Below are 25,094 nucleotides of genomic sequence, written 5' to 3'. Positions count from 1 at the left end.
CCAAAGGGTAGCCGTACCATGCTAACGCTGGTTTGCCCCATTTTACGATTCGCTTGACTGGACCAATTAAGTGAAACTTATATTCTTCAGCGTATTGCTATACATATATTTTCCAATAATTCTGGGAATAATCGCCAATCATGCGGTCAAAAATGGATATGTGACAACAAATCCTCTTTCTTACATATTGATTAAATTCAAGCACTCTTCTTATGAAGAAAGATTTTTGCTGTCCTTATCCTCGATATTCTTGATTACCATTCCAATTGCATTTTATTCTACATCAGTAGCCACGGATAGCCGGAACGCAAGAATCCTTGGAATAACCATGATTTCGGCCGCCATGTTGCTTTCAGTTGTCTATGCGATTACTTCAAGACCGGTCCGATCAACTTATAGTAAATACGCGGGCCGGCTTAATTTTATTATCGCCGTCTCTGCAACTATTAATTTTGCTAGAGCAACAAGCTTCGCTGAAGGAGTTATATCAGAACTAGTAGGAGTAAGGGCAAGTGAACTCCCAACTGGGCTAGCATGGCTTAGCCTAATCATGGTGCCTGTCGCCTGGCTAGTCACGCTCTCTATTGGTTCGATAGCGATATATGCAGTCGCTCTATTTAGCACGTCATTGAAAGACGCACCCCGCAAATCTCATGCAGTGGGTCTTCAGGTACCGATCCAACGAAAAGTATTTAGAGAGCTTGCTCCAGGCTATGCCGTAGCTTTTAGCTTTGCAATACTAGCAGTATCACCTCTAACTGTAGTTAGCAATATACTTGGGAGCGCCTGGGCCGAAAAGAAAATACGAGAAGAATTGGTTAGTGCTAGTTTTCACGTTAAAGCAAGTAAGTGCTCAATTGATGGTATCGATGGGGCGAAAGTCGCTTTTTTGAACGATGGCAAAGCCATTGTCGCACTGCCCCACGAAAAGCTTGGTTTCGTATTTCAACCTATCACTTGCGTTACAAACTGGATGGATCCAGCTCAAATTATAGAAATCTATAAAAACGGCAACTCAGCTAGTTGAGGTTTACTCAAGGCGGAGTAATCACAACTATCAAGGTAGACAAGGACTGGCTTGATGGGCAACATGATCGATTCACTATATGATTCGAAGTCATACTATGGCCGACAACCGTTGCACCCCACAGGGATGATCTTCCCTCGACGTGAGGGAGCAGAAAGCTGGCTCGACAGAGTCTCAGGTCCCTAGCTTATCTCAGTTGGCTGCGTCGGCGATGCCGCCTCAAATGCCAAGTTAATTTGTCGCTGCAGAATAGCTAACTCAGCCCGGCTCCCGTCGCGGCGGACTTCGGCGAGCAACTCCCGTGCATAGTTCGGATCGCTACGGAAGCACTCCGCCATAGCTTCGTCATGCAATATGTCTTTCATCCTAGTCCTTCGGCTTGCGGCATTATTTTCTCCCAAAGACAATTGCGCTCATTCGCTCCCGAATTTCTCCCTGCAACTCTCGGAATTCGATCATCATCCGCTCGACGTCTATTGGGCTAGCTCCCTGACCGCGCTTTTCGCCCAACCACAACTTCAGTAAGCCTGCAATACGACCGAGGTCACCATTGACCTTGACTAGCTCACGGACTGCTTCTAGGTCCGCTCGCGCACCAACGCGCTTATTCAACCCTGCAGCGCGGAGGAAAGCGGAGCGGGATAGCCCCGCCTGTTCGGCCAGTGCACAGATGACTGTCCTCTCCTCATCGGTTACCCAAACCTCGATTGGCTTGCCGCGTCTGCGCGGCCTCACGTTCTTCGGTGCCCGGACGTCGTCGACAGCGGTTGTCTCCTGCATTGATCGAATCCTCGGGTCGTCGCGGCAGCGACTGTTTGCCTCGCAGAGCAAGATGCCGTTGAGCCGCAGGCGAATAAGGGGAGTGTTGTTAGGGGGCGGGCTTGCCCGTACCCGTACAACACATATCTTGCCAGCCATACTAACGCGATACTATGCGATGAAAAATGCAATTTAAAACATTTAACTCAAAATCGCGTACATTCGCATAGTGTCGCGCAGAATCGCATAGCGTCGCATAGTATCGCGTTGTGTAGCATTCAATCGCATAGAGTCGCGTTAAACCGCACGCCATAGCCGCATTGTTTAAATCCTGATAATTTTTATGATCGAATCGCACGTTGCGCGATTGGAATACCGACCACACCGCCCACCCAATTAGACGGGTAACGCTATGGCACGAAAAACCTTATTAGATCGGCGCTCTGACGCTGTTCTTGAATTAGAAACCGCAAAAGCAAGATTGGCGAAGCTCGACAATGAAGCGGCAGAGAGAATTGCCCGAATTGCAATTAAGTCAGGACTGATTAATCTTCAATTGACGGACGAGAGAATCCGTGAAGAATTCAGCAGAATTGTGGAGCGAATCAGCAGAGAGGAATGACGATGAAGACAGCTCGCCGCATCAGCGCAATGGCTAATGAACTCAACGAACTCCAAGCCTGCCTGGGGCGGGCCAGTGTAAGGCCTTGCAAGGACGTTCAAACAGCCCAACGCATTGCCGCCGAGCTGGCTTCGGCTTTGGAAGAATGGCACCTAGAGGCGTTGCACATCCCGGAGGCTGAGCGCGACGTATACCGATCTACAAACCCCTACTTTTTTTCGCATTAACTAAGCTCTTTCCATGCATGTTTGAAGCCCACTTAGGTGGGCTTTTTGTCCGCCAACCATCAGAAGACGGACAATTCTTCTAACGCAACCCAAACATCTAGTGGCACTCGTTCATCTATTCGCAGATGATTTACGGACAGTTTCCGGACAACGGAACAGCGCTCTAACGGATAGAACCCTATCCGCATATTCCAATATCCCTAACGACCCACAATAATGGATCTCGGAATATCCAAAAACAGAGGCTGCGACATGACGTCTAATTCACGTAATTCGCGTTATCGGAGCGCGTCGGCATCTGTCCGCAAAGGCATTATCACCGTCGTAACGAGCGGAGCCATAGCCTCAGGAGGTGTGGCTTTCATTGCGCCGACGCCTGCTTACGCGATCTACTGTTCCAATTGCTCGACCTTCTATCAGCAAATGTTCGAATATGCTGAAGCGGTAAGCACCGCTTTGAACACTGCTGAGTCGCTACAAGCTCAGATTCGGCAATACCAGAACATGGTCATTCAGGGCACCGGTTTGCCGAGGTCGATGTTTAGCAGCATCGCGGCCGACCTTGAATCTGTCGTTAGCCTCTATAAGCGCTCGCAAGCGATAGGTCGCCAAATCCAGGACATGGATTCGCAATTCAACGCGGCTTTCCCAGGTTTCGAGTCCTACCTGATTCACGCTGCGAACTCGGCAGAGGTCCCAGCGCGGGACCGCTATCAGAAATGGTCAGCGCAAGGTCGAGACAACGTAAAAACAGCGCTAGAGGCAGCGAACCTCAACACGAGCACATTTGAGTCGGAAGACGTCCGGCTAGGCCGCATGGTGGCTCGCTCGCAATCTGCCGTGGGACGGATGCAAGCCATTCAGGCGGGTAACGAGATCGCTTCGCAGAACGTGCAGCAATTGCAGAAGCTACGGGACCTTTTGGCGACGCAAATCAACATGCAGGGCAATTACATGGCTCAGGCAGACGACCGGAAGGCCGCTAGCGAAGCCGCCGAACAGCAATTCGAGGCCCGGAAGAATAACTGGGGCCCTTCGGAGAATTTCTGACCATGTTGAAACATAAGAGCTTTATTGCCGTGCTGTGCATCGCTTCTGCTCTGGGTGGTGCCGCTGTGTCCGGATTCGTTATTTCGGTTAGCACCGACTGCATGACTGCTCAGCAGGCTACGCCGGATGCCGACACGAATTTCGAAGCCCGGAAAAACAATTGGGGACCTTCTGAGGACTTCTAACTATGCAACGCACGGCACTGCTCGCACTCTTTGGTGCAGCATTCTTGCTATGGGCCAGCACTGCTGCGGCCGCAGGTGACATAACCCAAGGCAATGAAATGAACGGGCTCTTGCGGATGCTCTATGGCGCCGCAAATGAATGGTCGCCCCGGCTACAGGGCTATGCCCTCACGCTGCTGGCATCTCTTGCGCTCATCCAATTGGTGTGGACGTTCATCCCTTTGGCCTTGAAGCAAGCTGACCTCGGCGAAATTCTCGCTGAGTTGATCCGTTTCTTCATGGTGATCGGTTTTTTCTACGCAGTAATTCAGCATTCCGTCCCTTGGGCGACGGCGATAGTAGATAGTTTCCGCGAGGCAGCGGGCACCGCTAGCGGCTTGGGTCGTGCGCTTCAACCTGGAGATATGTTCGCCGTAGCTGTCGATTTCTCGCGCACCATCGTAGAGGGAATCTCCGTCTTTTCTCCGGGTAAAGCGGTCCTCATCGCACTTGTCGGCTGCTTGGTTCTCCTGTGCTTCGCATTTATCGCGGCGTTCATGTTTGTGACGCTGGTGGAGTCGTACGTAATCATCAACGCGTCCGTGCTGTTCTTCGGTTTTGGTGGTTCGCAATGGACACGAGATTTTGCAATCGCCCCGCTCCGCTTCGTTATTGCGGTAGGAGCCAAGTTGTTCGTATTGACGTTGATCGTAGGAATCATCGTCTCGTCTGCGAAGTCATGGTTGGCAGCCTATACCAACGACGAAGCATCTTTAATGACCTTGGCAGGCCTGGCTCTGGTATGCGCATACCTGACAAAGACGATTCCTGAACTGATCGGCGGAATGATCAGCGGCACATCGATGGGCGGCGGCTCGGCAATTGGCGGTATGGCGGCGGCCGGTGCCGCCGGCGCCGCGGCCGCTGTCGCAACTATCGCCACAGCCGGGGCGGCCGCTCCGGCTGCTGCCAGCGCGCTTGGCGCGACCGGTTCTGGTGGCACAGCCGCATCGGGTGCCAGTGGAGTTGGCGCCGGGGGCCTAGCGAGTGCGATCAATTCCAGCTTTGCCGGAGGCGGTGCGCCCGCTGCGGCGGCCACCGGTAGTAGCGCGGCATCTGGCCTCGGCGCTAGCACTGGCGGCCAAGCTACTGCCAAGAGCGCGTCGCCGAGCGGTGCCCGAGTGGGCGGCAGCTCAGCACCTATAATGCCAAGCGCCACGGAAAAGCAGCCCAAAAACGGCGTACAGCAGACCGTCAAGCAAGCTGCGAAGGCCGAGCCAAGCAGCAACAATTCAGAGCAACAAGCGGCACCAAAAGGAAGAGCAATCAGCTCTGGCGTCGTCGCCCACCAAGCGGCAAATGGCGCGGCGAAGTTGCTCGGTGTGATGGCCTCGATGGGTGTGCCGGGCATGGAGAACGCGCACGCTTTGTCTCTAGGGTCAGGATCTTCCGTTCAGGACAACTCCACTTCGATCGATCCAGCGAACCCCGCAGTACCAGATGCGGAAACAGGCCAAGCAGAAGCTAACGTTATCCGCCCTGCGTCATACAACAGCTCTACTCATGCCCGGCTCGCCTCGCTGAACGTGTCAGGTATGGCCTCGCATACTGACCAACCGGAGAGATAACCATGATCGACATTCTGATGTTCGCTGGATTCGTAGTGTTCGCTTCAACATTTTCAATCGGAATGTGGGCGCTCGGCCGGTGGCTACGCAGCATGGGCTACGGACCAAAGCTCGATTGGCTGGATCGCCATTACACAGCTTTACAGCTTCGAGTCAGTCCGCTCGCTCTGTCAGCGTCCTATCACATGTTTTCAGGGGCACAGGCTCTGAATCGCATACCGTTGCTGGGAAGCGAAAATGACGCTGCCCTGAACCAGCAAGTGCTAATGGCCATCCAAGCCGCGCAGGACGCGCAGAAGCGCAGGAATCGCTGATCACCGGCCAGCCTTACGGGCAACCCCTCCTGACTGCGGGTTTTGTTGCCTTGTTTGCCTGGCGCTCCTGCTCCGTCTATTACACACCCTGCGAAGGCCCGGCGCTGCATCGTGGCAAATCTTCGCGCCTAGATGCCCTCCAGTGCTTTAGCCAAGTGCTGTGCTGGGGGCTCCTAGCGCGTTCCGGTCTGTTCGCAGGTCCCACGGAGACGGCTCCAGGCCCGCTCCTTCACTTTTTCTTATGTGGCTTGTCTAGGAAGCCCTTTAATAAAGGTTGGCAGGCTCTCAACGGTAGTGGAGCGCTCTGATACAGCTAATCTGGATAGACCGTCTATTACACACCAGACACGCTAAGCGAAGGCATAACAGCCGCCCCCACCCCTGTCTTCGTCGAGAAAACTAGCGCCTGCACACTGACCTATAACTCCCCATTTGCATGCTAGTTTTCTTTATCTGAGGCCCTTGCTCGGCAGTCTTTGGTGGGTTCTTGCCACGCTTTTTTTTGGTGCGCTACGGCCGGAGGCCGATTAAGGTAGCTCGCCAGGGGCTGCGCCGAATGCACGGCCCCCTAGCGAGCTTTCGTAGAAATTCTTGGAAGAATCTTGGATGAATGTCTCGCATGCCCCGGAGAGCCAAGCTCCTCGCGGGTTGCCGCATAATGTCCGGGGAGCGTTATGCCGGGACCTGGGGAGCGTTACGCCGGGGTTTAGGGAACGTTATGCCGTCTGGTAAGCAGCGCGGCATCGACAGTTGTGGCCTTCCTATTTCCCATTTGCAGCGCACGTATTCGTCCAGCTTCCAACCCAAAGCGGCGAGCTCATCTAGAGCCCTACGGGCAATCTGTCGTCGCTTTTTTACTGCTTCCGCTGTGCCTTGATCCGGCCAGACATATCCACAAATGGTGTCTAGCTCAACACGCCCCTTCTTGCCGGGGTCGATCCAGCCACACAGCCGTTGATGAATCAAGCGGGCTGGACCTGTATGTAGAGCCCTCACCTCGTTCATATCTATCCGTGTGTATGGGCGCTCGCCCATGACGGCTTCCGCCAACCTTGGATTGATTGCTACAAACAATTTTCCAGCATTTTCATCGCTGGCGTAGCTGGAGAGAATCCGAAAGCCTTCACGCTTGCTTCCTCGTTCGATAATCATCGACACGGCCCAGAGTCGTTCAATGCTGTCGCGGATGGTTTTGAGCTGGCTCCCACCATCCTCGGCATAGCCGAGCTCACGGGCCAGCTGGCGAAAACTTCCTTTGGCCACCAATCCAACTTTCTCGATGGCATCCCATTTCAAATCGAGCCACTTCCGCAACTGTTGTCCTGCTTCGGATTGTGGGTCATAGCGCAACTCGATTCCGCGACCTCGGTTGCCCGAAACCGCAGACATTGCGACCAGTCCTTGTAATACCCTCAGGTCATCACAGCCTAGAGGCTCTGGTCCCCAAAAACGAATTACATCATCACCAAAACGATACGTTACATCGAGCTTAAGCTTCTTACGCTCCCCACGCTTAAGGCTACGGAACAGGCCAGGAGCCAGGCAGTGCGCAGGATCATGGCGAGCATGGGTCAAATCAAACTTGTTCACGGTGCCGCCCCTTGCTGCCAGTCGGCTTGGCGTCCAGCAGATCCACTGGTAGTAATACACCGCCGCTATGCTGCAAGTACCAGCGCTCTCTCAAGGTGAGGCCATAGTTTTGTTTGCTTACGCCAAAACGAACAAAGACTCCTCGGCCGTCTTCACCGATGGGCTGCCTATCGAAAACGCGATCGGTATAATTCTGGGCTTCCTTGGTGCTCATTCTGGCGACGAATCCGCACCACCGAGCATTATCGACAAGAGCGGAGGCGCCTCGTGCTGCCTGTTGCTGATCAGCCTGCCCATCGCGGGCGCTGCCTTTGCTGACATGGTGCAGATAAAGAACCGATGCCCCAGTGCTAGTGGCAATATGCTCTAGCGTAGCGACAAGCCGCGCCATCTCACCGTTGTTGTTCTCGTCAAGGGTGTGGATACGGCTCAATGTATCCAGAACGACCAAACGCGCCCCCTCACAAAGCTCAATCACCTCCGCGCGCTTCCTTGTGTCCATTACGTCCATGGGCTCCCCATGATCGGCATAACTAGTAGGTTTTCCACTATTGCCTTGCGCGCTTCTGGGCTCAGATGTTTACCAATTGCATTAATGCGCCCCACCATCGCTGGTTCTGGATCTTCGCCAGCGTAATAAATAACGCGACCAGCTCGCGCGGGAGCAAGACCCACTAGGTCACCACCAAAGACCCTACTTTCGACCGTTGCGCCGCAAGCTACGGACATCGCAGCTTCAAGCGCCCAGAAGCTCTTACCCGTTGCGCCAGGAGCCACTAACGCGCCTACTGTGCCAGCGAGGAAGCCGGGCCATATGAAGTCCAGCGTCGGCGGCTCACTCTCGAACGCTGCCTGTAAGTCAATCGCCACAGCTCAGCCCTCCATCCCTGGGCGAGGTGCCGACCCGGAATGAATGCATGTGTCAATCCATGCCTCGACCTCAGCCAGATTCCACACGACCTTTCGAGTGCTAAGAGCAATGCGGCGTGGAAACTTTCCTTGCTTCTCAAAGTTGTAAATCGTGCGTTCGCAAAGTGGGATCATTGCCAGCAACTGCTTCTTGCTGATCAGTACATTGCTTGTATTCCTCGCCTCCCTCTCCATACCGGAAACCTCGTCACTGTTATCTTTCGAGGTTAGATTTCTGCCTATTTTTTCCAGTAATTTCCAGCACTGAAAATATATTTTTCCCAATAAAATCAGTTGGTTACTGTCCGGAAAAGGTTCAATTTCCGGACGTTTCGACATGTTCATTTGGTTGTTTTAATAGCTTTTTTCTGCATCTGGAACGTTGAAAAAGGTATGTCCGCAAAAGGGGTTTCGGGACAAAAAAAACTTGCCGGGAAAGGGCTTTTAGGTAGGTCATTAGCTGCATGAAACTTCGCGTTCAGGGGAAACGACGACTGTTAGGTTGAGCCTTTCGTAGGAGATAGCAAATTCGGAAATAACGTACGGAAAGATTTGCAGAGCAACGGCTGCGCCATGAATACTACCGATCGGTATGCGCTATCCGGTCTGCTCGGGCTCACCATGTCGGTCTTCGCCTTTGCTGACCGGCTTCCAACAATGGTGACCCAACGAACGAGATGAGCCCATATAATCGGGCTGGCGAGGCCTGCGTCTGACCTTTGTAGCCATAGCGACCGTCGCGGTGCTAATGCTGGATCAGCCGCTGCGCGTATTCACATGCAGGGACGAATGAATGAAGCACGTGATTTGGGGTGTCCTGTTGATAGTCGTCGCAGGCTTACTAAATAACTTGGTGAACTTACGCGATGAAGAAAACCGCATCGCCGTTGAGAACCTGAACTCCTACGGCGACTGCTTGCTCCCGCACATACGAGGTACCGCAAACTGGGTCGGCGACGGTGCTGATCAATTTTGCAATTTGATAGTGCTGCCAGGTGGATACGACACGGTTGGTGAAAACTGCCATTTAAGGACGTATAGCTTGTCTGGGGTCCCCGCAAAGGAGCGGTACCGGATCAATCAGCGGTGGTTCGCCGATGAGTACCAGCTCCAAGAGGTGTGCAGAGTGCATGTCGCAAAGCGGGACTTTGAATACCTCGCCTCAAAGATGCAGGGGAAAGACCTGCAACCTTCAATTAAAATCGCCTCAGGGCCGGTGACCCTCAAGGCGGGAAAGGAGAGACTAAAGTTTTCCATAGCCTTATCGAATGACATCTCACCAGAGCGGGTAAAGGCTGCGGCAACCCAACTCGAGGCGGTTGCGAACGAATACTTCGCTTACTTCGAGCGCCCGGCCAAGGAGAAGAGGCTAGAAGTTATGCTCAGTCGAGAACCTATCCCCGAAGAAGAACGCTTTCCCTTCACCATTGCGTCAGCTGAGAGCCAGAATGTTTGGAGGTTCAACGGGCTTGATGTGCTTCGAGACCGCGACCATGAAGTCCTTGGTATGCCACCGGCTCAGCGGAAGTATATTTTCTCTAGGCTGCTTATAGAGACAGCTAGGTTTACGGACAATTTCAAGCGCGACGCCGACACCAACCGCTTCAGCATGGTTATGTATAGAGATCAATATGTGACAAACGATCCGACGACGAAGCTATTAACGAAGCTGAGTATTTCATCGGAGCAGCTGAAATATGTCAGCGAGGAGGGCCGAGTGCTTGGCTGGGGTTCGGAGATCATAGATAACGTGCCTGAATCGCTTCGTTCGGTTTCGTTCGTAAAGCCTTCAGACTGATTTGATTATCTGCTTGCCCATCTGAGCAGCTATTTGAACTTGTGCTTCAACTATTAACGGCCTCACCGAAATGGCTAAAGCCGTCTTTAGGTGAGCATGCCAAAGAACGAGGAAAGATTAGCCATGGCAACTAAGAAGCCGGCGCATCCATTAAGAGCAAGCGAAGTGGAACGTTTCGAGCAGAACCTTGCGAATTGGTTGAAGCTGGCCCCATCGGACGCAATGTACCACCGTTTCCAAGGAATATTGGAAAGCCAAATCGTGACTTTGCAAATCTGTGGCGTGATTACTAGCCAAGGCGCAGTCAAGCTGCATGTCCGTATGGGCGAGGCAAGGCGAGAAAAGGACACTGAAGAGGCGGCCCAGAAAACCGAAGGCCTTAAGCTGGTTTGATAGGGAAACAGCGACGAAGCTATTCAGGCGCCCAGCGCCACGCGCAGTGCTATCCACGGTGGTTCGTCCGCCGTGAGAGCGTGGTGAAGCTCGAAAAGACGCTTCCGTCGCAAGCAAAAGGCTAGGCCGGCAATCTGCACCACGACGAGCTAGAGCTATATCGGCATTTCCCTGACAGGTCGCTATCAGCCTCTATAGCCCCAATCTAACAGCTCGCATGCCCAGCGTACGATCTGTCCGCTTCCTCTATCGCCCCGTTCGGAGTGTCCAGTCATCAATCATGTCAGCCCAGTCCTGCAGCATCGCCCTGCGCTGATCACGGTACTCAGCCTTGTTGTAAACGGCCCGTACACCTTTCTGCTCGTGCGCCAAGCATTTCTCGATCCAATCAGTGTTGTATCCCGCCTCATGCAGCAACGTGCTGGCCGTCCGGCGCAGATCGTGCGGACCGAACTTGCCCAGCGATTGCCCCTCTTTCTGGGCTAAACGGTAGGTCAACGTAAGCACTTGATTGAGCGTTGCGCTGCTCATAGGCGCGTCCGAGTCATAGCGCGATGGAAGTACGTACTCCGAACCACCTGCGAAGGTTTTCAGCGCGATGAAAATGTCTAGCGCCTGCCGGGAAAGAAACACCAAATGTGGATTCCGCCGCTTCATCCTCTCCTTGGGAATCGTCCAAAGCGCTTCACTGAAGTTAACCTCGCTCCATGTTGCATTGGTCAGCTCGCTCTTACGCACCATGGTCAGTAGCAAGAGTTTGGCCGCCGCTCGCACCGAAGATGCCGTGCCGATACGCTCCATGTATTGGTACATCAGGCCGATTTCGTCAGGCGTCAGCGCTCGATCACGCGGCTCGAACCTAGCGATTGTCGCAGGACGCACTAAATCGGCAGGATTCTCTACCTTCTGGCCACGTTCGATTGCCCAGCGGTACACCTGTAACACAATCTCCCGCGAATGCACTGCCGTGGCGGGTGCACCACGCTCAACAATTGCGTCTGTGAGAGCTCTTAAGTCCTCGTGCGTAATTTCGACCAACTTCTGGTTGCCGAACCTAGGCTTCAGCTCGCGTTCGTAGACCGAACGACGCATATCGCGAGTGCTATCGGCCATCTGGTAACCGCGCAGCCACTTATCAGCCCAGGCACCAAAGGTTTCTGCGTCCTTGATGCGCGCCTTATCTCGCGCTTTTTCTTTTGCTGGAGATTTACCGGCGGCGATCAATTTCTTCGCCTCGCCCAGTCGTTCACGGGCTTCAGCCAAGCTTATTCCGCCGACACCATAACGTCCGAAAGTGATGGTCTCCTGCCTGCCGTGAATCGAGTAGTTGTACCGAAACGAGATCGAACCAGCAGGCGTGACGGCCACATAGAGGCCGTCACGGTCGTTCACTTTGTAGAGTTTGTCCTTGGGCTTGAGGTGCCGCAGCTTGGTATCGGTCAGCATGGTTTCCAGAGTTCTCCTGAAAAAATACCATGCTCAAAAAGCCAACCTTTCTATACATAATTTTCTTTAAAATCAGCAGCATATAGACATTTGACACCATGGCGCCTGGGAAAGACGCAGCATGGTACTTGGCTTGAGCATGGCATTGGGCTCGATCAATGCCCGCTACCATGCCATAGGAAATCGTTGCTTGGCGATGCAAAAAGCTGCCAGTGTTTGCCAGACGCGAAAACCAAAAAGCCCGCAATTACGCGGGCTTAGGGCATTCTTTGCTAATCGGTGCCGGTTCGTTCCAGACGCCCGATCATTCCCACTCAATGGTCGCTGGCGGCTTGCTTGACACGTCGTAAGTGACGCGCGAGATGCCTTCGATTTCGTTAATGATGCGGTTGGATACCTTCTCCAGCAGCTCATACGGCAGATGCGCCCAGCGCGCCGTCATGAAGTCGATGGTTTCCACCGCACGCAGCGCAACGACCCAGGCGTAGCGGCGGCCGTCGCCGACCACACCCACCGACTTGACCGGCTGGAAGACTACGAAGGCTTGGCTGGTCTTGTGGTACCAGTCGAAGTTGCGCAGTTCCTGAATGAAGATGTGGTCAGCGCGACGCAGCAGGTCGGCGTATTCCTTCTTAACTTCGCCGAGGATGCGCACGCCCAGCCCCGGGCCCGGGAACGGATGGCGATAGACCATATCGTACGGCAGGCCGAGTTCGAGACCGATCTTGCGGACTTCGTCCTTGAACAACTCGCGCAGTGGCTCGACCAGCTTGAGGTTCATTTCCTCAGGCAGGCCACCGACGTTGTGGTGCGACTTGATCACGTGCGCCTTGCCGCTCTTGGCACCGGCGGATTCGATGACGTCCGGGTAGATGGTGCCTTGGGCGAGGTACTGAATGTTGTCGAGCTTGCTGGCCTGGGCATCGAACACATCGATGAAGGTGCGGCCGATGATCTTGCGCTTCTTTTCCGGATCAGCTTCACCAGCGAGGTTATCGAGGAACTGGGCTTCGGCGTCGGCACGGATCACCTTGACGCCCATGTTCTCGGCGAACATCGCCATCACCTGGTCGCCTTCGTGCAAGCGCAGCAGGCCGTTGTCGACAAATACACAGGTCAGCTGATCGCCAATGGCCTTGTGCAGCAGCGCCGCGACCACGGAGGAATCGACGCCGCCCGACAGGCCCAGCAATACGTTGGCGGAACCGACCTGATTGCGAACCTGTTCGACCAGATCGTCGACGATGTTGGACGGTGTCCACAGCGCTTCGCAGCCGCAGATTTCCAGCAGGAAGCGCGACAGGATGCGCCCGCCCTGGCGGGTGTGGGTGACTTCCGGGTGGAACTGCACGCCGTAGTAGCGGCGGTCATCGTCGCCCATCGCAGCAATCGCGCAGCTCGGGGTGCTGGCCAGGATACGGAAGCCCGCCGGCAAGTCGGTAACCTTGTCGCCGTGGCTCATCCAGACGTCGAGGCCAAACACGCCGTCGTCGTCCATATGGTCTTCGATACCGTCGAACAGCTTGGACTTGCCAACCAGATCGACGCGCGCGTAACCGAACTCGCGCTCATCCGAACCCTGCACTTTGCCGCCCAGCTGCTCCGACATGGTCTGCATGCCGTAACAGATACCGAACAGCGGTACACCCAGATCGAACACGGCCTGCGGCGCGCGCGGGCTGCCTTCGGCATGCACCGACTCCGGGCCGCCAGCGAGGATGATGCCGCGCGGCGCGAAGGCGCGAATGTCCTCATCCGGCATATCGAACGGATGCAGTTCGCAGTAGACGCCGAGTTCGCGCACGCGACGGGCGATCAGCTGGGTGTACTGCGAGCCGAAATCCAGGATCAGGATGCGGTGAGCGTGAATGTCTTGATGGGCCATTTTTTTCCCCTGGGAAAAACGGCTGAAGGCTGAACGCAAGCAGCTGAACGAGGCATTGCTCATCCAACCGCTCGGCGATCAGCCTCCAGCGACAGAAATATCAACCAACCCGGTAGTTGGGCGCTTCCTTGGTGATCTGCACGTCATGCACGTGGGACTCAGCCATGCCAGCGCCGGTGATGCGCACAAACTGCGGATGGGTACGCATGTGATCGATGGTCGCGCTGCCGGTGTAGCCCATGGAGGCGCGCAGGCCGCCCATCAGCTGGTGGATGATCGCAGCCAGCGAGCCTTTGTAAGGCACACGCCCTTCAATGCCTTCCGGCACCAGCTTCTCGGCACCAGCAGAGGAGTCCTGGAAGTAACGATCCGAGGAACCCTGCGCCTGCGACATGGCGCCCAGCGAACCCATGCCGCGGTAGGCCTTGTAGGAACGGCCCTGGAACAGTTCGATTTCGCCCGGGGCTTCTTCGGTACCGGCGAACATCGAGCCCATCATCACGGCATTGGCGCCAGCGACAATGGCTTTCGACAGGTCACCGGAGAAACGGATGCCGCCGTCGGCGATCATCGGCACGCCGGTGCCTTCAAGTGCGGCGGAGACGTTGGCGATGGCGGAAATCTGCGGCACACCAACACCTGCGACGATTCGCGTGGTGCAGATCGAGCCTGGGCCGATACCGACCTTGACCGCATCGGCGCCGGCCTTGACCAGATCCAGCGCGGCCTCGGCGGTGGCGATGTTGCCGCCGATGACCTGCACCTGCGGGAAGTTGTCCTTCACCCAGCGCACGCGATCGAGCACGCCGCGGGAATGGCCGTGCGCGGTGTCGACCACGATCACGTCAACGCCTGCAGCTGCCAAGGCCTCGACACGCTCGGCAGTGTCGGCGCCGGTGCCGACTGCAGCACCAACACGCAGGCGCCCCTGGTCGTCCTTGGATGCCAGCGGATAGGTCTTGGCCTTCTCGATATCACGGAAGGTCACCAGGCCACGCAGGTGGAAGTTGCCGTCCACCACCAGCATCTTTTCGATGCGATGTTCATGCAGCTTGGCTTTGATTTCCTCGAGCCCCGTGCCTTCCTGAACGGTGATCAGCTTTTCCTTCGGCGTCATGATCGCGGCAACCGAATCACCGACGTTCGGCGTAAAGCGCAGGTCGCGCCCGGTGACAATACCCACCAGTTCTTTGCCCGAGACCACAGGGAAGCCAGAGAAACCAAGCTCGCGCGCCTTGCGCAGCAGTTCGCTGATCTTGGTTTCGGGGGTCACGGTCGCCGGATCGTGAACAATGGCCGTTTCGTGGCGCTTGACCTTACGCACCTCTGCAGCCTGCTGCTCGACATTCATGTTCTTGTGAATGATGCCGATCCCACCTTCCTGCGCCATGGCGATGGCCAGGCGGGCTTCGGTGACGGTATCCATTGCCGCCGAAACAAGGGGAATGTTCAGCTCGATTTCGCGGGTCAGGCGGGTCTTGAGGCTGACATCCTTCGGCAGGACCTCGGAATATCCCGGGATCAGGAGAACATCATCGAAAGTCAGGGCTTCTTGGCTGATACGCAGCATGGCGGGGGCTCCCAGGCGGGAAAAAGGAAGCGCGGCATTATACCCACGCACACCATTACGCTCAATGCGGTTGTGCGGCCTATCGCGTGCAACCCGCTTCGCCCGACCCAATAAATGACTGACCGGTCACGCCTCTACATCCACTACCGCAACCGCGAATCCCAAGCGTGCAGCGAACTCGTCAAGAAATGGTTGGCTGAATACTGCCTCTCCCCAACCGTTGAAAATAAAGCCGAGATTGGAGAAGCCGCAGGCTGGGATGAACAGAAAGCCATTTATGTCGTCCTCATGTCCGCATTCCGGACAGGTGAAGGTATCGGTCTGCGCGGGCATCCACTCATCGAGACTTTCAAACAGTGCTTCGCCGATTTCGCGGCGACACTCGGGGCATCCCGCCTCCTCGGCGAAGTCACGGCTTGGGGTATAGATGCAGCGTTTGGAAACCACCTCCAAGCCATTGATCGCCTGGCCGAACGGCAAGCGATCCGGGTGCAGCACGACGCTGCGTGCGCCCGGTCCGATCGCATATCCCATACCGCCAACGCCACGACCGCAGGTGGTGGGCAACGCCTCGACGACGCGTCGCTCGGCAAGCCAGCGCAAAATCATCCGTGCCTTGGCTTCATGGCCGGGAAACGTTGAAATGCGCGGCACGACGATAGCTTGACTGTGGCTCATGACTGGCTCGAAAGGAGGTGACGAAAGCGGCGCAGCTTAATCTGTACTTTGCTCAGGTCAACGACGGGGCGTCGGCTGCTGTCTGTTCGGTCATACACTGCAGCGCCCCCAGCGCGCTTTTCCCTTATCATCCCCGGCATGCTCAAAGATCCTTTCCAACGCCTGAACCTCGACCGCGAAGTGCTGACCGTCAGCCAGCTCAACGGTCGTGCGCGGCTGCTTCTTGAAGACGTGTTCGCCCAGGTCTGGGTCGAAGGCGAAATATCCAACCTGGCCAAGCCAGCGTCCGGCCACATCTACTTCACGCTCAAAGACAAGAACGCACAGGTCCGCTGCGCACTCTTCCGACAGAACGCCCTGCGTGTGCGCCAGGCGTTGCGCGATGGCCTGGCGGTCAAGGTGCGCGGGCGGGTGTCCTTGTTCGAGGGCCGCGGCGACTATCAGCTGATCCTCGACAACGTCGAACCGGCCGGTGATGGCTCGCTGCGCCTGGCCTTCGAGGCGCTAAAAGAAAAGCTCGATGCCGAAGGCCTGTTCGACGCCGCCGGCAAGCGCGCCCTGCCCGCTTACCCGCGGCGTATCGGCATTGTCAGCTCGCCCACCGGTGCGGTGATCCGCGACATCATTTCCGTGTTCCGCCGGCGGGCCCCGCATGTCGCCCTGACGCTGGTGCCGACCCCTGTGCAGGGCCGCGAGGCGACAGCGCAGATCGTCCGCGCGCTTGAACTGGCCGACCGTGGCGGCTTCGACGCACTGATCCTGGCGCGGGGCGGTGGCTCGCTGGAGGATCTCTGGTGCTTCAACGAAGAAGTGGTTGCGCGCGCCGTGGCGGCATGCGAAACGCCGATCGTCTCTGCTGTCGGCCATGAAACCGATGTCTCCATTGCCGACTTTGTCGCCGATGTGCGTGCACCCACGCCTTCTGCCGCTGCCGAACTCCTGGCGCCCAGCAGCGCTGACGTGCGCCAGCGACTCGAAGGGCTGCGCCAGCGTCTATTGCTGCGCATGCGCGACCGACTGCACCGCGATGCCTCGCGCCTGGAAGGGCTGACGCGTCGCCTGCGCCACCCTGGCGAGCGCCTGCAACAGCAGGCCCAACGCATCGACGATCTGGAGCAGCGGCTGTTGCGCGGTGTCGACCGTCGCCTCTGCGCCGGACAGGAACGCCTCGCCCGCCTCGAGACTCGCCTGGCCGGGCAACACCCTGGGCGAAACCTGACCCTGCTGCGCCAACGTCTGGATCACCTGTCCAGCCGGCTGCCGCGCGCAATGCAGGATACCCTCAAGGGCCATCGCCAACAGCTACAGGGGCTGGCGCAGACCTTGAACGTGGTCAGCCCGCTCGCCACGCTGTCACGTGGCTATAGCATCCTGCTCGACGAGCGCGGCCAGGCGATTCGACGCGCGGATCAGACCCAGCCCGGCCAACGGCTCAAGGCACGCCTCGGCGAGGGCGAGCTGGAGGTCAGAGTCGAAGACAACCATCAGACGCCGGTCACCTTGTCACTGCTGGACTAACCCACTTCTGCTCAGGACTCCCATGCGCTTTGCCCTAACCTTGCTGCTCTGCCTCACGCTTCCCGCCCACGCCGAAGGTTTTCTCACCCGCCTGCTCAACAAGCCCGTACCCGGCGGCGTAGCGGTCGTCGATCTGGGCAACGACGCCAGCGCCCCGACAGCACGCTACGACGGCAAGCCGGTGCTGGTGCTGCGTGAAGATGACCAGCGCTGGATCGCTGTCGTCGGCATCCCGCTGACGGTCAAGGCGGGCCAGCAAACGCTGGAGGTCAACAGCCAGGCACAGAGCTTTCGGGTCGAGCCACGCAATTACCGCGAGCAGCACATCACGCTGAAAAACCAGCGCCAGGTCAATCCGAATCCTGATGACCTCAAGCGCATCGAGCGCGAGCTGGCCGAGCAAACCGGTGCCTACCGGCAGTTCAGCCCTCGCCAACCCAGCAACCTGCTGTTTGACAAGCCGGTCAACGGTCCGCTGTCCTCGCCATTCGGCCTACGCCGTTTCTTCAACGGAGAAGAGCGCAATCCCCATTCAGGCCTCGATTTCGCCGCCAAGACCGGCACGCCGATCAAGACTCCCGCCGCCGGCAAGGTGATTTTGACGGGTAATTACTTCTTCAATGGCAAGACTGTGTTCGTCGATCACGGACAGGGACTGATCAGCATGTTCTGTCACCTGTCACAGATAGACGTAACGGTCGGCGACGAACTGTCCCGCGGTGCCGTACTCGGCAAGGTCGGTTCCACCGGCCGGGCCACGGGACCGCATCTACACTGGAACGTCAGCCTCAACGATGCACGGGTCGATCCGTCGATCTTCATCGGTGCGTTCAAACCCTGAACCAACAAGGATCTCCCTATGCTCATCAATGTGCAGGACTCGACGCTCGTTATCATCGACATCCAGGAACGGCTATTCCCCTCCATCGAAGGCCACACCGCGTTGGCCGAGCACAGCGCCTGGCTGATACAGGTAGCCCAGCGCGTCGGTGTTCCGGTATTGATCACCGAGCAATACAGCAAGGGCCTCGGCCCGACGATCGCAGCCCTGCGCGACGGTGTGAGCGACGACGCAATCATCGAGAAGCTGCATTTTTCCGCCGCACGCGACGGCGAGCTGTTCAAGCGCCCCGGTGGCGAGCGCAAGCAGTTCATCATCAGCGGCATCGAAACCCATATCTGCGTGCTGCAGACGGCGCTCGACCTGCTGGCTCGCGGTCACCAGGTGTTCGTCGTTGAAGAAGCGGTCGGCTCGCGCCGCGCCAGCGACAAGGCGCTTGGCCTGGCGCGCATGCAGCAGGCCGGTGCCGGCATCGTCTCCCGAGAAATGGTTGCCTTCGAGTGGATGGAACAGGCCGGGACCGACCTGTTCCGCTCGATCAGCCGCGAATTCATTCGCTGAGAGGAACACCCCCTGGCACGCGGTTGTGGTCCGACGCCAACTGACGGAGCGGCACGATGCAGGAAGAAATGAAGGTCTGGCTGGAATGGCTGGGCGAGCATGCCGAACTGGAGACGCTGGTCGCCAGCGCGGCGCTGATATTTGCGGCCTGGCTGGCCAACTGGGTGGTCAAGCGCATCCTGGTGAGCGGTCTGTACAAAATACTGCGCAGCACTCGCGAAACTCAGCTGCAGGACTTCGGCATCATTCGTCGGTTGTCCAACATCGTGCCGGCACTGGTGCTGTCGATTGGAGTAAATGCCGTTCCGGGCCTTCCAGAAGCAGCCGTCACCGTTGTACGCAATGTCTGCGGTGGTTTCATCGTGCTGACCATTGCCCTCGCTTTGGGTGCATTGCTGGACATCATCAACATGATGTATCAGCGACGGGCCGATGCGCATGTGCACCCCATCAAGGGCTACCTGCAGGTCATCAAGATCGTGCTGTACGCGGTCGCCACCATCCTCATCATCGCCACCCTGATAGACCGCTCACCGCTGATCCTGCTGTCCGGCCTCGGGGCCATGGCGGCGGTCCTGATGCTGATTTTTCAAGACACCATTCTTTCATTAGTGGCCAGTGTGCAGATCACCTCCAACGACCTGATCCGAGTGGGCGACTGGGTGGAAATGCCGCAGCTCAACGTAGACGGCGATGTCATTGATATTGCCCTGCATACGGTCAAGGTGCAGAACTGGGACAAGACCGTAAGCAACATCCCGACCAAGCGCTTTATCAGCGATTCGTTCAAGAACTGGCGAGGCATGCAGGAAAGCGGCGGGCGGCGAGTCAAACGCAGCCTGTTTCTGGATCAGCAAAGCGTGCACTTTCTGAGCGGCGAAGAATGTGAGCACCTGCATCGCTTCAATCTGCTGGATGAGTACCTCACCGAGAAACGCCGTGAGATCGATGCGTGGAATGCCAAGCTCGAGGAGCGCGGCAAGGAGCCGGTGAATACTCGACGGATCACCAATATCGGCAGTTTCAGAGCGTACGTGGAACGCTATCTGCGCAGCCATGGCGGTATCCATCAGGGTATGACGTTGATGGTGCGCCAGCTCAGCCCCACCGCTGACGGACTGCCTCTGGAAGTCTACTGTTTCACCAACACCGTCGCCTGGACCCAGTACGAGGCTATCCAGTCAGACATCTTCGACCACCTGCTGGCGATCCTGCCTGAGTTCGGTCTGCGCGTGTTCCAGCACCCGAGCGGTGCGGATATGCGCGAGGGCTATGGCTCGGTCAGCCAGTTATTCAGCCGACCGATAGCCGAGCCGCTCCAACCCGGCGACAATCGCAACGAAAGCCAGTCCCGGCACGGTTGATCGTCCGGGCAGTGAAGCATCAGGCCGTGATGTTCACTGCCCAGACGAGAGCCGTCAGAAGCTGATGTCGATCCGCGCCCAATAGGTGCGGCCCGGCTCATTGACGCGACGGGTTGCGTCAAGCCCGTAGTCGGCGAAGCCTGCGCTGCCAGCCAGGTTGAGATGCTCGCTGTAGGCTTTGTCCAGCAGATTGTCGACACCGGCGCTGAGCTTGAAATGCTGGTCCAAACGATAGGCACCGTTGACGGCCAGCACACCGAAGCCTGCACTCTCGTCGAAGTCCTTGCCAACCACGGTGCCCTGATTTTCAGCGACCCGCCCCTGTGAAGCGACTACTCGCCAGAGCCCGCTGGTGCTCCAGTTTTCACGCTCGTAAGTCAGCCCGAGGCGCCCCTCCAGCGGCGGAATCTGCGGCATGGCACGGTCATCGCTGCGGTTCTTGCCCCAGGCGTAGGCCAGACTTGCGTCGCCTTTCCAGTTGCGATTGAAGCGGTAGCTTGCGCCCAGCTCGCCACCGGCGATGGTGGCGTCAATGTTGCTCACCTCGGCGCGAAGCATGCCGGGCATCACCCCAGGCACATAGCTGAACAGAATGTAGTCTTCGACCAGACCGGCGTACGCGGAAACCCAGGCTTGCAGCGGGCCCTTGGCGTACTGCAGGCCGACATCAAGCTGCGTGGTCTTCTCCGGCCGAACAGAGTCGAACGGCTGTACCGTGCCGACCGGCCCTGGGTTGGAGACGAACAGTTCCCAGTAATCGGGGAACCGCTCGGCATGGCCGAGACCGGCATATCCGGTCACCGGCATCCCGGAGAGTTGTCTTTCGTAGCGCATGAAACCGCTGTAAAGCGTGTCACGCCGAGTATCTTCGGCGCTGGGATTGGTCCAATCCTGACTGACCGGCATGCCCATCATGTTTTTCAGCGTCGGGTGATGGCTGTTGAAGAATGCACGCTCATCGGTCGCTTCGTGCAGATCCAGGCGCAGACCGCTGATGACTTTCTCGCGCTCGCTGAGCTGCCAGGTCAGCTCGCCGAACAGGCCATAACTGTGCAGGACGGCATCCGGCACCCAGGGCAGCGAGTCGCTATCCGCCGCCGCTACCATCTGATTGACCGCACCGGTCGGACTCATCACCTTGCGATGTTCACTGCGCTGCGCATCAATGCCGGCCTTTACCTCGACATCGGACCATTGCCAGGTGCCGACCAGGCGGCCACCAAGCGTGCGCCTGTCAACCCGCGACAGGGTCGGCTTTGTCATCATCATTGTCGGGACGAAGTCGCGCAGGCTGTAGTTGTCCATGATGTGATCGGCGTAGTTGTAATAAACCTGCGCCTCCAGCCCGTAGAAGGTCTCGCCGATACTGGTCTTCTCGAAGCGCAATCCGAGGCTTTCACGTTGAAACTGGCTGCCGTCCATGCCTCGTCCAGCATAGCGGGCGAAGCCGTCTCCGCGACCAGCAGTCAGCTCGATCAAGGTATCCGCATCCGGCACCCAGCCTAGCGCGATGTCGGTGTTCCACTTGTCATAGCGCGACGGCACTGTATCGCCGTTGCCGTCCGCGTAGTCATCAGCCTGCGAGCTGTTGGCTATCAGCCGCGCGTAGCCCTGTGTGCTACCCACAGCGGCATCGAGGTTGCGGTCGAAGCGGCCATTGGATCCCGTCAGCAGACTGGCGTTGAGGCGATAATCGGGCTCGCTGAACTGCTCCGGTTCACGCTCGAAGAGCACCGTAGCGGCCGAAGCGCCTGGCCCCCAGAGCACGGTCTGCGGCCCTTTGATGACCGTCAGCTTGTCGAACGTGTCCGGACTGATATAGGAGCTAGGCGAGTCCATGCGATTCGGGCAGGCACCCAGCATCTCGCCGCCATTGCTGAGCAGTTTCAGGCGCGAGCCGAACATCCCTCGGAAAACGGGATCACCGTTCACTCCGCCGTTGCGCACCGCCGAGAACCCCGGAATGGTTTTCAGGTAATCGGCGCCGTCGCTGGCCGGCATCGGCTGACGGGGGATCTTCGGATCGGTGACCACCGTCAGCGGGGACTGCTGCGCTACCCCGGTGACGACCATGGGAGTGAGATGGATCGGCGACCTGGGGTCCGCCTGGGCGGCCATGCTCTGGGCTGCGACGGCGCTAAGCAGCGCGACGTGCGCCAAGTGCCAGCGCAGGCGCAACGGACGCAGAGAAGAGTTGCCGGGCAGGCGTGAGGTTACCGCCCGTGCAGGGGTGATTCTGGACATAAGGATCTTCCACTTCTGAAATGTAGGAGAAACCGCGCGCTGGCGGCTCGGAAATCAGCCGTGGAGTACAGGTGGTGCCCGCGCATGCCCGCCAGTAAGGCGCGGCATGGCCGGCAGTGGCGGTTGCGCACTCAGCCGTGCAAAAGAAGGCGAGAAATAAGGCAGGGCCGGCGCGAAGGACAGCACCAGTGGCGGACTCAGCGTCAGCAGCTCACAGTAACCACAGAGGTCAAGCGAGGCGAGCCAGGCCGGCTGGCCAACCGAGCCCGAAGTTGCATGCGCCTTTGGCGCATGGCCCTGTGCCTGGTGATGATGCTGGTGGGCGACTGATGCCGCTGTAGGGGACTGGGCAGGCCCAAGCTGCGAAGCTGAATAGAGCGGACCCACATGAATCATCAGCATGGCAAAAAGGCCAAGCCAGAGATCCGCTGTGAAATGTCCTCTACGTCTCACGAAAATCCTGCCGTGGAGCGGCTACTACTCGTCGTGGCCGGATGATCGCATGCTGCAAGGCTAAGGGTGACTGCGACACGGGGCCGCAATTTCGTTGCGCAATCGACCGTCAATTACTTTAACTAGTCGAAATATATCTCCCTCTAATAGTCATTTATTAGTGGTTTTCACCATTTTCTCGGAGAGAGTTGCAATCCAATATGCACGAGCCCTACATTCGGAACCATAGAACCGCATCGACCTGCTCTGCCCTCCCCGATCTGCGCCGCGCTTTGGGGAGCTGCTCAAGGAAATCGCCATGACAATGCTCAAAGATCCTTCAAACAAATACCGCGCCTTTCCGGTGATCAACCTGCCTGACCGTACCTGGCCATCGCAGACCATTACCCAGGCGCCGATCTGGCTGAGCTCCGACCTGCGCGACGGCAACCAATCGCTGATCGAGCCGATGGACGCGGGCAAGAAGATGCGTTTCTTCAAGACGCTGGTTCAGGTCGGCCTGAAGGAAATTGAAGTGGGCTTTCCCTCCGCATCGCAGACCGACTTCGATTTCGTTCGCGAGCTGATACAGGGTGGGCACATTCCGGATGACGTCACTATCCAGGTGCTGACTCAGGCCCGCGAAGACCTCATCACTCGCACCTTCGAGTCGCTCAAGGGCGCCAAGCAGGCCATCGTCCACTACTACAACGCAACCGCGCCGAGCTTCCGTCGCATCGTCTTCAACCAGGACAAGGCCGGTGTAATCAACATCGCCGTCAACGCCGCGCAGGTGGTCAAGCGCCTGGCCGATGCCGCGCCGGAGACCGACTGGCGCTTCGAATATTCGCCGGAGGTGTTCAGTTCCACCGAGACCGACTTCGCCGTCGAAGTGTGCAACGCGGTCATCGAGGTGTTTCAGCCGACGCCAACGAAGAAGCTGATCCTCAACCTGCCCGCCACCGTCGAGGCCGCGACGCCGAATATCTATGCCGATCAGATCGAATATTTCGGCCGCAAGATCAACAAGCGCGACAGCGTGCTGATCAGCCTGCACACCCACAACGACCGCGGCACTGGTGTTGCCGCCACCGAGCTGGGCCTGATGGCCGGTGCGGATCGCGTCGAGGGCTGTCTGTTTGGCAACGGCGAGCGCACCGGCAACGTTGATCTGGTCACCGTTGCGCTGAACATGTACAGCCAGGGCGTTGATCCGCAGCTGGACTTCTCCGACATCGACGCATTGCGCAAGGTAGTCGAAGAGTGCAACCAACTGCCGGTCCATCCGCGCCATCCCTATGTCGGCGATCTGGTCCACACCGCCTTCTCCGGCTCGCACCAGGATGCGATCCGCAAGGGCTTCAGCCAGCAGGATCCGAACGGGGTCTGGGAAGTGCCCTACCTGCCGATCGACCCGGCCGACATCGGCCGCAGTTACGAGGCGGTGATTCGCGTCAACAGCCAGTCCGGCAAGGGCGGCATCACCTACTTGCTGGAACAGGAGTACGGCATCAGTCTGCCGCGCCGCATGCAGATCGAGTTCAGCCAGGTGGTGCAGCGCGAAACTGATCGTCTCGGCCTGGAAATGAGCGCCAAGCAGATCTACGCGCTGCTCGAAAGCGAGTACCTGCAGGCTACGGCGCCGTATGCGCTGAAGAGCCACCGCTTGCAGGAAGAGAACGGCACCAGCGCCGTCGACGTGGAGGTCGCCAGCGAAGGCGAGATCATGCACTGGCGCGGTATCGGCAAGGGCCCGCTGGAGGCGCTGGTTGCTGGCTTGCCGGTCAAGCTGGAGATCATGGATTATCACGAGCACTCGATCGGCGCTGGCAGCAATGCACGCGCAGCAGCTTATATCGAGGTTCGTCTGGACGGCGAACGCCCGCTGCACGGCATCGGGATTGACGAGAACATCACCACCGCAAGCATCCGTGCGCTGTTCAGTGCCCTGAACAGAGCCTTGCGCGAAGCAACATCCAAAGCCGCCTGAGGCCAGACGGCGAGCCCGGACCGGGCTCGCCGTCCCCGCACCACCCGCGGAAGCATTGAGCACACCCCCCCTGGGCGCCGCTCC

24 protein-coding genes and 1 pseudogene are annotated in these 25,094 nt (G+C 57.7%); 14 read left to right on the top strand and 11 right to left on the bottom strand.

Annotated features, from left to right (window positions below; translation table 11 throughout):
- Positions 1–70: 70 nt before the first annotated feature.
- Positions 71–1,027: a hypothetical protein gene (locus tag ALTERO38_RS05105; protein WP_159967505.1), complete on the top strand. Its 957-nt coding sequence runs from the start codon at positions 71–73 to the stop codon at positions 1,025–1,027.
- A gap of 182 nt (positions 1,028–1,209) precedes the next feature.
- On the opposite strand, the gene ALTERO38_RS21455 is transcribed toward ALTERO38_RS05105, so the two are convergent.
- Together ALTERO38_RS21455 and ALTERO38_RS05100 are read right to left on the bottom strand one after the other, a co-directional pair.
- Positions 1,210–1,392 (bottom strand): hypothetical protein, encoded by a 183-nt coding sequence (locus ALTERO38_RS21455; RefSeq protein WP_256663777.1) that lies wholly within the window; start codon positions 1,390–1,392, stop codon positions 1,210–1,212.
- Between the two features lie 22 nt (positions 1,393–1,414).
- Positions 1,415–1,807, bottom strand: a complete 393-nt coding sequence (locus ALTERO38_RS05100) for a CopG family transcriptional regulator (protein ID WP_159967504.1) — start codon at positions 1,805–1,807, stop codon at positions 1,415–1,417.
- Between the two features lie 391 nt (positions 1,808–2,198).
- Between ALTERO38_RS05100 and ALTERO38_RS05095 the strand changes: the two genes are divergently transcribed.
- The 6 genes from ALTERO38_RS05095 to ALTERO38_RS05075 all read left to right on the top strand — a co-directional run bounded on the left by ALTERO38_RS05095 (position 2,199) and on the right by ALTERO38_RS05075 (position 5,791).
- Entirely contained in the window at positions 2,199–2,408 is a 210-nt protein-coding gene (locus ALTERO38_RS05095) for a TraC family protein (protein WP_159967503.1), read from the top strand.
- 2 nt (positions 2,409–2,410) lie between these two features.
- Positions 2,411–2,635: a hypothetical protein gene (locus ALTERO38_RS21630; RefSeq protein ID WP_306109795.1), complete on the top strand. Its 225-nt coding sequence runs from the start codon at positions 2,411–2,413 to the stop codon at positions 2,633–2,635.
- Between the two features lie 252 nt (positions 2,636–2,887).
- A complete protein-coding gene (gene trbJ, locus ALTERO38_RS05090; protein ID WP_159967502.1) occupies positions 2,888–3,685 on the top strand; it encodes a P-type conjugative transfer protein TrbJ in 798 nt (265 codons plus the stop codon).
- A 2-nt stretch (positions 3,686–3,687) separates the two neighbouring features.
- Entirely contained in the window at positions 3,688–3,870 is a 183-nt protein-coding gene (locus tag ALTERO38_RS05085; RefSeq protein ID WP_159967501.1) for a hypothetical protein, read from the top strand.
- Positions 3,871–3,872: 2 nt separating this feature from the next.
- A complete protein-coding gene (gene trbL / locus ALTERO38_RS05080) occupies positions 3,873–5,477 on the top strand; it encodes a P-type conjugative transfer protein TrbL (protein WP_159967500.1) in 1,605 nt (534 codons plus the stop codon).
- A gap of 2 nt (positions 5,478–5,479) precedes the next feature.
- On the top strand, positions 5,480–5,791 hold the full coding sequence (locus ALTERO38_RS05075; RefSeq protein WP_159967499.1) for a hypothetical protein: 312 nt from the start codon (positions 5,480–5,482) through the stop codon (positions 5,789–5,791).
- A gap of 672 nt (positions 5,792–6,463) precedes the next feature.
- Here ALTERO38_RS05075 and repC read toward each other — a convergent pair.
- The 3 genes and pseudogenes from repC to ALTERO38_RS05060 form a co-directional block, all read right to left on the bottom strand.
- Positions 6,464–7,381 (bottom strand): replication protein C, IncQ-type, encoded by a 918-nt coding sequence (gene repC / locus ALTERO38_RS05070; protein ID WP_159967498.1) that lies wholly within the window; start codon positions 7,379–7,381, stop codon positions 6,464–6,466.
- Positions 7,368–8,251, bottom strand: a pseudogene (locus ALTERO38_RS05065) (helicase RepA family protein). The gene repC and the pseudogene ALTERO38_RS05065 overlap by 14 nt, the downstream one beginning before the upstream one ends.
- A gap of 3 nt (positions 8,252–8,254) precedes the next feature.
- The gene (locus tag ALTERO38_RS05060) at positions 8,255–8,485 is read right to left on the bottom strand and encodes an AlpA family transcriptional regulator (RefSeq protein ID WP_159969634.1); all 231 of its coding nucleotides are present in this window, start codon (positions 8,483–8,485) and stop codon (positions 8,255–8,257) included.
- Positions 8,486–9,083: 598 nt separating this feature from the next.
- Here ALTERO38_RS05060 and ALTERO38_RS05055 point away from each other — a divergent pair.
- Entirely contained in the window at positions 9,084–10,088 is a 1,005-nt protein-coding gene (locus ALTERO38_RS05055; RefSeq protein WP_159967497.1) for a hypothetical protein, read from the top strand.
- 123 nt (positions 10,089–10,211) lie between these two features.
- Positions 10,212–10,481 (top strand): hypothetical protein, encoded by a 270-nt coding sequence (locus tag ALTERO38_RS05050; RefSeq protein WP_159967496.1) that lies wholly within the window; start codon positions 10,212–10,214, stop codon positions 10,479–10,481.
- A 246-nt stretch (positions 10,482–10,727) separates the two neighbouring features.
- Here the strand turns inward: ALTERO38_RS05050 and ALTERO38_RS05045 are convergent, their stop codons facing one another.
- The 4 genes from ALTERO38_RS05045 to ALTERO38_RS05030 all read right to left on the bottom strand — a co-directional run bounded on the left by ALTERO38_RS05045 (position 10,728) and on the right by ALTERO38_RS05030 (position 16,060).
- Complete coding sequence (locus tag ALTERO38_RS05045; RefSeq protein ID WP_159967495.1) at positions 10,728–11,927, bottom strand: site-specific integrase; 1,200 nt, start codon at positions 11,925–11,927, stop codon at positions 10,728–10,730.
- Between the two features lie 304 nt (positions 11,928–12,231).
- Positions 12,232–13,812 (bottom strand): glutamine-hydrolyzing GMP synthase, encoded by a 1,581-nt coding sequence (gene guaA, locus ALTERO38_RS05040; RefSeq protein ID WP_102836000.1) that lies wholly within the window; start codon positions 13,810–13,812, stop codon positions 12,232–12,234.
- 100 nt (positions 13,813–13,912) lie between these two features.
- On the bottom strand, positions 13,913–15,382 hold the full coding sequence (gene guaB, locus ALTERO38_RS05035; RefSeq protein ID WP_102835932.1) for an IMP dehydrogenase: 1,470 nt from the start codon (positions 15,380–15,382) through the stop codon (positions 13,913–13,915).
- A gap of 126 nt (positions 15,383–15,508) precedes the next feature.
- Positions 15,509–16,060, bottom strand: a complete 552-nt coding sequence (locus ALTERO38_RS05030) for a sugar ABC transporter ATPase (protein WP_159967494.1) — start codon at positions 16,058–16,060, stop codon at positions 15,509–15,511.
- A gap of 138 nt (positions 16,061–16,198) precedes the next feature.
- Here ALTERO38_RS05030 and xseA point away from each other — a divergent pair, with 138 nt between their 5' ends.
- From xseA to ALTERO38_RS05010, 4 genes are read left to right on the top strand one after another with little or no spacing between them, the layout of a single operon-like run.
- Positions 16,199–17,578 (top strand): exodeoxyribonuclease VII large subunit, encoded by a 1,380-nt coding sequence (gene xseA, locus ALTERO38_RS05025; RefSeq protein ID WP_159967493.1) that lies wholly within the window; start codon positions 16,199–16,201, stop codon positions 17,576–17,578.
- A 22-nt stretch (positions 17,579–17,600) separates the two neighbouring features.
- Positions 17,601–18,419 carry a peptidoglycan DD-metalloendopeptidase family protein gene (locus tag ALTERO38_RS05020; RefSeq protein ID WP_159967492.1) on the top strand — a complete coding sequence of 273 codons (819 nt, stop codon included), beginning with the start codon at positions 17,601–17,603 and terminating at the stop codon, positions 18,417–18,419.
- A gap of 18 nt (positions 18,420–18,437) precedes the next feature.
- A complete protein-coding gene (locus ALTERO38_RS05015) occupies positions 18,438–18,980 on the top strand; it encodes a hydrolase (RefSeq protein ID WP_159967491.1) in 543 nt (180 codons plus the stop codon).
- A gap of 56 nt (positions 18,981–19,036) precedes the next feature.
- Entirely contained in the window at positions 19,037–20,344 is a 1,308-nt protein-coding gene (locus ALTERO38_RS05010) for a mechanosensitive ion channel family protein (RefSeq protein ID WP_256663776.1), read from the top strand.
- Between the two features lie 54 nt (positions 20,345–20,398).
- Here the strand turns inward: ALTERO38_RS05010 and ALTERO38_RS05005 are convergent, their stop codons facing one another.
- Positions 20,399–22,588 carry a TonB-dependent copper receptor gene (locus ALTERO38_RS05005; RefSeq protein ID WP_159967490.1) on the bottom strand — a complete coding sequence of 730 codons (2,190 nt, stop codon included), beginning with the start codon at positions 22,586–22,588 and terminating at the stop codon, positions 20,399–20,401.
- Between the two features lie 54 nt (positions 22,589–22,642).
- On the bottom strand, positions 22,643–22,984 hold the full coding sequence (locus ALTERO38_RS05000) for a DUF2946 family protein (protein WP_372239400.1): 342 nt from the start codon (positions 22,982–22,984) through the stop codon (positions 22,643–22,645).
- Positions 22,985–23,339: 355 nt separating this feature from the next.
- On the opposite strand from ALTERO38_RS05000, the gene leuA reads away from it, so the two are divergent.
- Positions 23,340–25,010, top strand: a complete 1,671-nt coding sequence (gene leuA, locus ALTERO38_RS04995) for a 2-isopropylmalate synthase (protein ID WP_148926476.1) — start codon at positions 23,340–23,342, stop codon at positions 25,008–25,010.
- The last annotated feature ends 84 nt before the right edge of the window (positions 25,011–25,094 follow it).

This window comes from Pseudomonas sp. 9Ag (genome assembly GCF_902506445.1).
GTDB lineage: Bacteria > Pseudomonadota > Gammaproteobacteria > Pseudomonadales > Pseudomonadaceae > Stutzerimonas > Stutzerimonas stutzeri_AB.
Note: the sequence above shows the minus strand (reverse complement) of the source record. Positions and strands in the feature narration are given on the sequence as shown.